The 10246-nt window shown below is 35.8% G+C and carries 7 protein-coding genes and 11 tRNA genes; 2 read left to right on the top strand and 16 right to left on the bottom strand.

Going from position 1 to position 10246, the window contains the following annotated elements; translation table 11 throughout:
* Positions 1-3 precede the first annotated feature (3 nt).
* A tRNA-Pro gene (locus COE53_RS20500) sits at positions 4-80 on the bottom strand.
* 5 nt (positions 81-85) lie between these two features.
* Positions 86-162: transfer RNA gene (locus COE53_RS20495), tRNA-Arg, on the bottom strand.
* Between the two features lie 562 nt (positions 163-724).
* Here COE53_RS20495 and cls point away from each other — a divergent pair.
* Both cls and COE53_RS20485 read left to right on the top strand, forming a co-directional pair.
* Positions 725-2170, top strand: coding sequence for a cardiolipin synthase (gene cls, locus COE53_RS20490; protein WP_069033890.1), 1446 nt, complete (start codon positions 725-727; stop codon positions 2168-2170).
* A 131-nt stretch (positions 2171-2301) separates the two neighbouring features.
* Positions 2302-3120 (top strand): M15 family metallopeptidase, encoded by an 819-nt coding sequence (locus tag COE53_RS20485; RefSeq protein WP_084006896.1) that lies wholly within the window; start codon positions 2302-2304, stop codon positions 3118-3120.
* Positions 3121-3189: 69 nt separating this feature from the next.
* Here COE53_RS20485 and COE53_RS20480 read toward each other — a convergent pair whose 3' ends face one another.
* The 14 genes from COE53_RS20480 to COE53_RS20415 form a co-directional block, all read right to left on the bottom strand.
* Positions 3190-3918 carry a GntR family transcriptional regulator gene (locus tag COE53_RS20480; protein ID WP_098948648.1) on the bottom strand — a complete coding sequence of 243 codons (729 nt, stop codon included), beginning with the start codon at positions 3916-3918 and terminating at the stop codon, positions 3190-3192.
* 60 nt (positions 3919-3978) lie between these two features.
* Positions 3979-4761 carry a fructoselysine 6-kinase gene (frlD, locus tag COE53_RS20475; protein ID WP_069033892.1) on the bottom strand — a complete coding sequence of 261 codons (783 nt, stop codon included), beginning with the start codon at positions 4759-4761 and terminating at the stop codon, positions 3979-3981.
* 63 nt (positions 4762-4824) lie between these two features.
* The gene (locus COE53_RS20470; protein ID WP_069033893.1) at positions 4825-5838 is read right to left on the bottom strand and encodes an SIS domain-containing protein; all 1014 of its coding nucleotides are present in this window, start codon (positions 5836-5838) and stop codon (positions 4825-4827) included.
* A gap of 104 nt (positions 5839-5942) precedes the next feature.
* On the bottom strand, positions 5943-7313 hold the full coding sequence (locus COE53_RS20465) for an amino acid permease (protein WP_069033894.1): 1371 nt from the start codon (positions 7311-7313) through the stop codon (positions 5943-5945).
* Positions 7314-7336: 23 nt separating this feature from the next.
* Complete coding sequence (locus COE53_RS20460; RefSeq protein WP_098948647.1) at positions 7337-8158, bottom strand: TIM barrel protein; 822 nt, start codon at positions 8156-8158, stop codon at positions 7337-7339.
* Positions 8159-8437: 279 nt separating this feature from the next.
* Positions 8438-8520: transfer RNA gene (locus tag COE53_RS20455), tRNA-Leu, on the bottom strand.
* Positions 8521-8533: 13 nt separating this feature from the next.
* Positions 8534-8606, bottom strand: a tRNA-Lys gene (locus COE53_RS20450).
* Positions 8607-8803: 197 nt separating this feature from the next.
* Positions 8804-8878 (bottom strand) — tRNA-Gln (locus COE53_RS20445).
* A 381-nt stretch (positions 8879-9259) separates the two neighbouring features.
* A tRNA-Gln gene (locus COE53_RS20440) sits at positions 9260-9334 on the bottom strand.
* A 434-nt stretch (positions 9335-9768) separates the two neighbouring features.
* A tRNA-Asp gene (locus COE53_RS20435) sits at positions 9769-9844 on the bottom strand.
* Positions 9845-9856: 12 nt separating this feature from the next.
* Positions 9857-9932: transfer RNA gene (locus COE53_RS20430), tRNA-Val, on the bottom strand.
* 9 nt (positions 9933-9941) lie between these two features.
* Positions 9942-10016: transfer RNA gene (locus COE53_RS20425), tRNA-Glu, on the bottom strand.
* 11 nt (positions 10017-10027) lie between these two features.
* Positions 10028-10118: transfer RNA gene (locus COE53_RS20420), tRNA-Ser, on the bottom strand.
* A 7-nt stretch (positions 10119-10125) separates the two neighbouring features.
* Positions 10126-10200: transfer RNA gene (locus COE53_RS20415), tRNA-Asn, on the bottom strand.
* Between the last annotated feature and the right edge of the window lie 46 nt (positions 10201-10246).

Below are 10246 nucleotides of genomic sequence, written 5' to 3'. Positions count from 1 at the left end.
AAATGGTCGGGAAGACAGGATTTGAACCTGCGACCCCCTGGTCCCAAACCAGGTGCTCTACCAAGCTGAGCCACTTCCCGTAATATGGCGCGCCCGAAAGGACTCGAACCCATAACCTTTTGATCCGTAGTCAAACGCTCTATCCAATTGAGCTACGGGCGCATATTATAAAGTGTGTCGTCTTCGTTAGCGACTTTTACAGTTTATAACATCTAACTGTTTATGTCAACACTTTTTTAAAAGTTTTTTTAAACTTTAAAAGCTTACTACGATAAGCTTTCGTTGACTTCGTTAACTTGTCTGACGTGACTTAAACTATATTAAAGCATCGAACATTTAATGTCAACACTTTTCAAATAAAAAAAATCATAAGTTTATTACTTATTTGATTTAACTTGGTTTAAGTGCTTTTTAAGTTAATAATGCAGCTTTAAACAGTACATATTTAACGTTTCTGACAAAGTACGACTCAACAATATCCGACTTACTATAGTACAATTTAAGGACAAGACCCGATAAAAGTAGCGCAGCTCCTTTTTCTTATAAAAAAGTTCTATGTTTCATTTTTTGATATTTTAACGGGATAAATAATATTACTGTATTTTGGAGTTACTATGAAGTGTTTTCGAATACTTTGTTCTTTTATATAAAAAATATTATTAATGAGCATTAAAAAAGATATTAAACTAATATAAGGAAATTTGACTAATAGGAAGTGTGAAAAATGGATATTAATAATTTTCTTACAATCCTCCTTATCATCAATATACTTCTAGCAGGAGTACTAGTATTTATAGAAAAAAGAGATGTTGTTGCCACATGGGCGTGGCTAATGATCTTACTTTTTATACCTATAGTAGGATTTTTACTATATCTATTTTTAGGTAGGCAGCTAAAACAAAAGAATTTCTACCATCTATCGACTAAAGAAAGAACTTATCTACAATTGGCGGTTACAGACCAGGCTAATAAAATTCATAATGATCAAAGTTTTCTTCAAGATGAGCTACTATCCAAGCATTCACATTTAATTATGATGAATTTAAAGTCAGCTAATGCTTTATTAACGACAGATAACGAGATCCAAACATTTCGAGATGGACACGAAAAATTTAATTCACTATTTAAAGATATACAACTTGCCCAAAGAGAAATTAATATCCAGTACTATATTATCCAGCGTGATTCGTTAGGAAAGAAACTTAGAGATGAACTTTCGAAAAAAGCAGAAGAAGGTGTGAAAGTACGAGTCCTGTATGATGACATTGGTTCCAAAAGAATTACCCCTTCTTTTTTCAAAGAACTTGTTAAACATGGTGGCGAAGTGAGAGCTTTCTTCCCTTCATTTTTAAGACTCATCAATTTCCGGTTAAATAATAGGAATCACAGAAAACTATGTATTATAGATGGAAAAATTGCTTATATAGGTGGGTTCAATATTGGAAATGAATATCTTGGAATTGATCAGAAATTTGGTTATTGGAGAGACACTCATTTTCGTATAATGGGAGAATCAGTAAACCAAATTCAAGGTAGATTTATTTTAGATTGGCAACAAGCTACTAATCAACCTGTACATAATATAGAAGAATTCTCATTTAATAATGAAAAAAATATTGGAAGTACCCCTATCCAAATTGTTGCTAGTGGGCCAAATTCAGAAACAGAACATTTAAAAAACATGTACGTTAAGTTAATTATGTCTGCCAAAAAATGTGTTTATATTCAAACACCTTATTTTATTCCAGATACAAGTATTATGGATGCGTGTAAAATCGCAATTTTATCCGGTATCGATGTAAGAATAATGATCCCAAGTAAACCTGATCACCCATTCGTGTATTGGGCTTCTCTATCATACGCTGGAGAACTTTTATCGTATGGTGCAAAAATCTTACTTTACGAGAATGGGTTTTTACATGCTAAAACCATCGTTGTTGATCACGAAATAGCTTCAGTAGGAACTACGAATATTGATACACGTAGTTTTAAGTTAAATTTTGAAATTAATGCGATTACCTATTCAGAAGAAAAAGCTTCTGAACTACAAAACTTTTTTTTACTTGATAGTCATCATAGTAGTGAGCTTACAATTGAAAAATATCAAGAGCGATCAGTCTTAATCAGGTTAAAAGAAGCAATCTCACGCCTCTTATCTCCTATATTGTAAATAAAAAACATTACTTAATAGTAATGTTTTTTATTTTATCTTTATAGTTTCAAAATGAAAGGTGATGTGAGCCATTCTGTAGAATAATGGTTATAGTTAACAGATTATTAAAAAATCAAAGAAGGTGAAATATGAGAATTATTAAGAAGATATTTGTATTTTTTTCCACTCTTTCATTTCTATCGATAAGTTTCTTTACAAATCCAACATCTACCTATGCAGCAAATAAAGTTTATACTGTAACTGCAAATAAATTGAATGTCCGTGGTGGGCCTAGTACATCATATAAGTTGATCGGTTCAGTTAAAAAAGGCCAACTTTTAACGGTTATTAATAAACACTCCAATGGATGGTATAAAATTAAGTTTAAAAAGACAATAGGATTTATAAATGGAAAATATGTGATAGCGGAGTTCAATAACGTTAAATCATTAGATAAAAGTATTATTGTTGATTTGAAATATAACACAACTAATAACTTCACTGGCAAACGTATTTATAATTTTAGTCAAGCAATACTTAGGACAAGTACAGCAAAAAAATTAGCAAAAGCAAACGCAATACTTAAAAAACAAGGATATATAATTAAAGTATGGGATGCTTACCGACCTTTATCTGCACAACAAACACTTTGGAACGCATATCCTAATTCGGATTATGTAGCTAAACCTGATCCTAAAAATATCCGTGGACACCAACTTGGTGCAACGGTGGATATAACACTATGTACTTTAGATGGAAAAGAAGTACAAATGCAATCTAATTTCGATGATTTTTCTTCACGAGCATCTCGAAGCTATAAACGAAGCAGTGTACAGGAAAAGAGTTATCATATTATGGATAAGGCAATGAGACAAGTAGGTTTTGTAGGCTATTCTAAAGAATGGTGGCATTACTCAGATAATAATCAAAACTTTAAAGCTATCCAGGTAAATCCTGCAAATTATTAATAAAAAAACTCACTTTNNAAAGTGAGTTTTTTTATTAAAATATGTAATTCATATAAAATAGAGTTAACTCTATTTTGTACGATGAACGGTTAAGGTTACTTTACTTGTTTCACACATAAACGTTGAAAGGTGGACAGGTTCCTCATTTGAATCGTAGGCAATTTTTAGGATTTTAAAAAGATTGGCTCCTATATCGCATTCAAGGTAATTGGCATATACTTTTGTCGCTCCTATTACGTCGATAATTTTATCGTTGCTTAGGATTTCTGTATTATAGTCCTTTGAGAGTACTTTATATGTAGATTCGTCTGTTGCAATTTTCTTTTCCAAATCAGGAAAACGAGTTAGTGAATAATGTGCAATATCATAAAAAAGTGGACGTTCATTCACATACATAAGTCGCTCAAGCTCAAGTACTCGACTTCCCTCTTCAACTTTAAGATGTTCTGCAACATCCTTTGATGCCGGGATGACTTCACTTCTAAGGATTCGGGAATTTGAAATCATTCCTAGTTGGTGACTAAACTCTGAGAATCCGCTTACAGATAACAGTTCATTATTAAACTTATTTGAAGCTACAAACGTGCCCCTACGTGGTATGCGTGTTAATGTACCATCCTTCACTAATTCCTCAATGGCCTTTCGAATAGTGATTCGACTGACATTATACATTTCACAAAGCTCAGCTTCTGTGGGAATCTGTTGATCTGGTTTATATTTCCCTTGTTGAATATCATTCTGTAGCATTTGCCTAATCTGCATATAGAGAGGTTGTGGGGTTGAAGAATTTAGGTTCATAATTTTCATCCTATCCGTCAATGTTTTTCAACATTATTATACACTGCCGACTAGTTATCGTCACCATGCACCGAAATAGCCAATTGTTTTTGCAGCCGTTTTAGTTCCCAATTCCAAACACTGTTCGATCGAAAAGCCCTGTAAAGTACCATAAATATATCCAGCTATGAAAGAATCTCCTGCTCCCATCGTATCTACAACGTTATCTTCCAATACACCAAATTGATAAAAATGTTTCCCATCGAAAGCTAGAGATCCATTTTCTCCAAGCGTGGCAACGGCAACCTTGGATCCTTGTGTTTTTACATCCTTTAAAAATCCCCTGATAAACTCATCATCCTTTTTATAAGAAAAAAAGGAATAGTCCACATAACAAGGTAGCGTCTTTACTAAATCGTGCTCTAACTGGTCTGAAAAATCAAATGCAGTAAGCAATCCTTTTTGTTTAAAAAGTGGATAATACTCCTCAACATGTCCCCATATACCAGCGTGGACAAGTTGATGGGTTTGAATAAACTCCTGTTCTTCACCAGTTAATGTGAACTGGGCCATTACCCCTTCATCGTAATCTCCAAAATGGCGGTCATTATTAACCAATTCTACATGGGTAACTGCTGTTTTTCCTATCTTTTTAGAAATAAATGATGTATCGACCCCCTTACTTTGAATCGATTTAATCATTTGTTCACCAAAGGAATCACTTCCAACCCAACCTATATACGAAGAGTCTGCCCCAAGCTCTTTTAAGTAGACAGCAACATTTACCGGATTTCCTCCAGGATACACTTTCTCGTTTGCAAGATAGACATCCATACAGTTATCGCCGACTGTAACAATTCTCATCTAATCCCAACCTTCTTTTTAATCTAAGAAACGAGCACTACTATGTAGTGCCCACTAATTTTTTTAATATTCTACTTTACGGTAGTATCTTCTTAGGTCTAATGAGTGATTTCTTTCCCTTTCAAGGTAAACACTAATTCGACTTAAAACTGCCCAGTTAACACTGACAGAAAAGTGTTTTCTAAATTCCTCACTAATACCTAGCAATTCAAAGTCCTTTGTATCAATAACAGTTAATTGATTCGTAATTTTTTCCGCAAACCTTTCTACTCGATCCATCAATGGTCTTGTTTCATCTTCACCTTTCAGTAAAATAACACTAGTATCTTCAACTACTAGCTCAAGCGTACCATGGAAAAACTCCGCTGCATGGATGGATTTTGTGTGAATCCATTGCATTTCCTCCAAAATGCACATTGCATATGAATAAGTGTTACCCCATAAGTTACCTGAACCCACCATCATATGATAATCTGTATCCTTATGTTTAATAGCAAATTCCTCAGCCTTATTATCAAAGTCTTTTACAGCAGCTAAAATAGCTTGTGGCAACAAGGAAACTTCTTTTGTGAACTGTTCATATTGCTGAAATTCATTGTTATTATACATGAAGCGAAATACTACGATGTACAACAGCATAAAGAATGTATCAAACGAATGTTTTTCCGAGCCGGTTGTAATACAGTAATCTACTACTTGCGTTAATGGAGTATTTGGTTCCGCTACTAAAGCAATTGTAGTAGCCCCTCTTTCTTTACAAAACTCTGCCGCCGCTACAGTTTCTTGTGTTGTCCCTGAAACTGAGGTGAAAATACATACGGAATCCTTTGAAAAGTGCTTATTGTTCATGACCATAAACTCGGCTGCGATTTCGGCATGTACATTGATTGTAGAGTTTGATTCTAAAATATATTTATAAGGATACATCATTGCAATCGTTCCGCCAGCACCAATCAGGAAAAGATTGCTGTAACCTTTTTGACAGATTGAATCTACGATATCCTCAATTTTACTTCTAAATGCAAGTCCTTCTTTTTCTACAAGTTTTAAAAATAACGCTTCATCAAATTTTAACATGGTTAGATCCCCCTAAAACATATTTGTTATGCCTTGTATTATAATTAAATATAACAAATAAAGCAATTGCTTTTTCAAAAAATTAAGAAGCTAGCAAAAGTTCACTAGCTTCCTGAGATAATTGAATTCTTCTTTGTTACTAGATTACCGTCATTTTTCTTATTCGGACCGTACCGTTTTTCCCAGTAAAAGTAAACAGGTAGTCCGGTAGCGATGACAATGAATGCTGCTACCATCCCTTGCCATGGAGCCCAAGTAAACGTACCCCAAGCAAGCCAAGAAGCTCCAAGAATTGCTAAAATCGTCGTTAGTCTCCACATTGGCATCCTGTAAATCGGGTTATAGTCCTCACGCTTACGGCATTTATAAACTGCTACAAAATCCAAAATATTAATCACTAATTGAATTAATGTAAAATAGCCTAGTAAAGTCGTTAAATTAGTTGCAAAAACTAGAATACATGCATAGGTAACTTGAACAATAATTGAAAAACTTGGAGTTTCATACTTTGGATGGACACGACCAAAACGCTGGAAAAACAGCCCGTCCTTCGCCATCGCGTATTCTAACCTAGGCTGAAACATGATACATGAACTTAGTGAGCCTAAAATAACGATAATTGCAGTAATCGCAACAAACGAAGAAGCAATATGAGATAGGCCTGGTATATACTTAACCGCATCAGAAACAGCTGCACTAGAACTCATCAATTTACTAAAAGGCATTAACCCAATTACACAGACTGCAAGCAAAGTATACAAAATTAATACAATAAAGACAGAACTAATCAAGGCACGAGGTAGCGTTTTTCCGGGATTTTTAAATTCACCTGCCATAAAACAAATAGCGGCCATACCGGTATAAGCCCATGTTGTAGCAGAGACACCACCGATTAGACTTGTTTTTACCACTTCTCCATGAGCCGTATAGGAGAAGTTCCCCGGGTGCATATACATTAAACCTAGAACAATAACGATAATGAACGGAATGATTTTCACAGCGGTAATAATTACTTGAAAAAGCCCGCCCTCTTTTACACTTCGATAATGAATTGAAGTAATTATTAAAATTATCGCAACCCCTAACAACTTGCCAGCAACTCCAGAGAAAAACGGGAAAAAGCTTGCCAAGTATGAAACGACTGCTAGAGCCATAATTGAAATTGAAGGTGGATCAAGCGCCCAAAATGTTGCCCATCCATATAAAAAGGCTAAAGGTCTCCAGCCTGCTTTATTCAAATAGACGTAACCGCTTCCATTTTCAGGATAAGCAGTCGACAACTCAGCAAGAACCATCACTTGCGGAATAGCAATAATACCGCCAATAATCCAAGCTAATATAGAAATAGAGGGGGTTCCCGCTGCTTTTGCTACATCACCAGACGAGACAAAGATACCTGATCCTACGGTCGTACCAACAGCAATTGCTAATGCCGACCAAAATCCGAGCTTTCTTGTAAGCATAGTATTACTCATAAAGGCTCCTCCAAATTTTTAGATTATACAATTCCTAATTCATTTAGTTTAACTAAGGATTTTTTAACAGCATCTAGTGGATTTTGATAGTAAGTTGACCCCATAATTTCAAGAGTGTATGCCCCATCGTATTGGTGCTTTTGCACGCTTTTCACATATTCCCTCCAATGTAAATTACCATCATCTAAAGCAAGATGAGAATCTGTCTTGCTATCACCATCTATTAAATGGAAATGACATAACTCAGGAAGCAATAAAAAATAATCATCTGGTGTTTCACCCGCCAAGTTCATAGCAACGGTATCAATCATCCCTTTTAAGGAAGGGGATTTTATTTCATCAACCATTCTCTTTAATCCCTGTGTATTAATAATTAAATTAGATTCAAATCTTGTTAAAGGTTCTAGTGCAAGTGTGATCCCCTCGTGCTCTGCCACCTTTGTAATTTGATATATTGATTCACTTACATATTTCCACGATTCTTCTTTTGTTAGGGAGAAATCGCCAATCCCTGAAGTAATTAGCATCTTATCAGTATCCAACTCCACCGCAGAGTGAATATTTTCAATAAAATAATCAATACTCTTTTTTCGCCAATTTGAATCTGAAGCAGCAAGGTTGTATGGATAAATGCATTGTTCTGGAGTATAGCAGACTATTTCCATACTTCTAGCCTTAATTTCTTTCTTTATCTCTCTCAAATTGCAAAGCAAGTTTCTATAAACATAGAGGTGAGGTTCACCAGCCCATAATTCAATGCTACTGATGCCTAATTGGTCCATACAATCAAAAAAATATTGGATAGGATAATGCTTGAATGTAATATTCATCCCTGCTACTTTCATTAATTACCTCCTTTCTCTCAAAGTTGTTTTATTTGTTATGCTTTGTATTATAATCAAGAGTAACATAAAATACAATGAATTTTAAAAATTTTTAATATTCATTTTTAAAAACCGCAAAGTCCAGATTCCAATCAAACAATGATTTTAAGAAACGGTTTACCAATACTTCTAAAGTTTAGTACCTTACTTCAACTTAACCTATAAAATTCAAACAATTTTTAAACACAAAAAAGGCCTCTACATTACGTAGAAGCCTTATTACTTATATATTAAATTTGATGCGGCCGAGAGGACTTGAACCTCCACGGAGAAACCTCCACTAGGCCCTCAACCTAGCGCGTCTGCCATTCCGCCACGACCGCGAATAAACAAAAGTGAGCCATGAAGGATTCGAACCTTCGACCCTCTGATTAAAAGTCAGATGCTCTACCTACTGAGCTAATGGCTCGTAATAACAAAGTTTATAAAATATAGCCTGTTTCTAAAAGACGTTCTTGCCCCAGAGAGCAATTACACTTTCATAATATAAGATATTACAATTATAACTAAAAACCATATATTTTTAAACCAACTTACTGTTTACACGATCGCGTCTAAGATAAAAGCCAATCCCCTTACCTTAAACATATTTATAAAAAACTAAAATGGCTGGGCTACCTGGATTCGAACCAGGGCATGACGGAATCAAAATCCGTTGCCTTACCGCTTGGCTATAGCCCATTGATTTAGCATCATGAACTAACTCCTTCGAATTAACTCCATGAACCCGCTCCGCAGGATTTTTTTTTATGTTGTATTGTCCTTACCTCTCGAATCAACTCCTCAAGATAAAAAACAATCCGACAATTTCGGTATTCATCTCTACCTAAGGTAAGAGTATGCTACATGAACCTGCACCGCAGGATTTTTTTATGTTGTATTGTTTTAACCCCTCGAATCTACTCCTCAAGATAAAAACAATCCGACATTTCGGTATACATCTTTTTATAGAATACGAGTAATCTTCATGAGCTTTTACCTCTTGAATCAACCTCTCAAGATAAAAAACAATCCGACATCCTAAAAAAATACAAATATACTCTATCTTACAAAAAAACAAAATGGCTGGGCTACCTGGATTCGAACCAGGGCATGACGGAATCAAAATCCGTTGCCTTACCGCTTGGCTATAGCCCAATGAATAAGCTGCGTGCTCTACTTCTCCGAATATGCTTCATGAAGTTCCACCGCAGGATTTTTTTTATGTTGTAATGCCTCTACCTCTCGAATAATCTCCTCAAGATAAAAACAATCCGACATTTCGACACTCATCTTTATAAAAGATACGAATATCCTACATGAACCCACACCGCAGGATTTTTTTTATGTTGTAATGCCTCTACCTCTCGAATAATCTCCTCAAGATAAAAAAAATCCGACATTTCGACACTCATCTTTATAAAAGATACGAATATCCTACATGAACCCACACCGTAGAATTTGTATTGCTTCTACCTCTCGAATTACTCCTCAAGATAAAAAACAATCCGACATTCAATCCAACTCCAACCATCCACTCTTACTAATTTTCTCCAAATAAAGAAAAAAATACTACAATTTGTAGTAATTAGTGGCGGTCCCGACCGGGATCGAACCGGCGATCTCCTGCGTGACAGGCAGGCATGTTAACCGCTACACCACGGGACCATATGAAGTTAATGGTGGAGGATGACGGGCTCGAACCGCCGACCTCCTGCTTGTAAGGCAGGTGCTCTCCCAGCTGAGCTAATCCTCCAGGATAAAATGGTGACCCGTACGGGACTCGAACCCGTGTTACCGCCGTGAAAGGGCGGTGTCTTAACCGCTTGACCAACGGGCCAAAAAAAAATATGGCAGAGAAGAAGGGATTCGAACCCTCGCACCGCGTAAACGATCTACACCCTTAGCAGGGGCGCCCCTTGAGCCACTTGGGTACTTCTCTATAATAATGGCTCCGCAGGTAGGGTTCGAACCTACGACCACTCGGTTAACAGCCGAGTGCTCTACCACTGAGCTACTGCGGAAAAATACTAATCTTTTCATCAGGTGCTGAAACATGATGACAAGTAT

Source organism: Bacillus sp. AFS029533, from assembly GCF_002585125.1.
GTDB lineage: Bacteria > Bacillota > Bacilli > Bacillales > Bacillaceae_G > Gottfriedia > Gottfriedia luciferensis_B.
The sequence above is the reverse complement of the archived record's forward strand: the minus strand, read 5'-3'. Positions and strand labels throughout refer to the sequence as shown.

Excerpts from the sequence above, each read along its gene's own strand:
- COE53_RS20480 (WP_098948648.1), bottom strand. The coding sequence starts at position 3,918 with ATGAACCTAAATTCTTCAACCCCACAACCTCTCTATATGCAGATTAGG.
- COE53_RS20465 (WP_069033894.1), bottom strand. The coding sequence starts at position 7,313 with ATGAGTAATACTATGCTTACAAGAAAGCTCGGATTTTGGTCGGCATTA.
- COE53_RS20470 (WP_069033893.1), bottom strand. The coding sequence starts at position 5,838 with ATGTTAAAATTTGATGAAGCGTTATTTTTAAAACTTGTAGAAAAAGAA.
- cls (WP_069033890.1), top strand. The coding sequence starts at position 725 with ATGGATATTAATAATTTTCTTACAATCCTCCTTATCATCAATATACTT.
- COE53_RS20460 (WP_098948647.1), bottom strand. The coding sequence starts at position 8,158 with ATGAAAGTAGCAGGGATGAATATTACATTCAAGCATTATCCTATCCAA.
- COE53_RS20485 (WP_084006896.1), top strand. The coding sequence starts at position 2,302 with ATGAGAATTATTAAGAAGATATTTGTATTTTTTTCCACTCTTTCATTT.
- frlD (WP_069033892.1), bottom strand. The coding sequence starts at position 4,761 with ATGAGAATTGTTACAGTCGGCGATAACTGTATGGATGTCTATCTTGCA.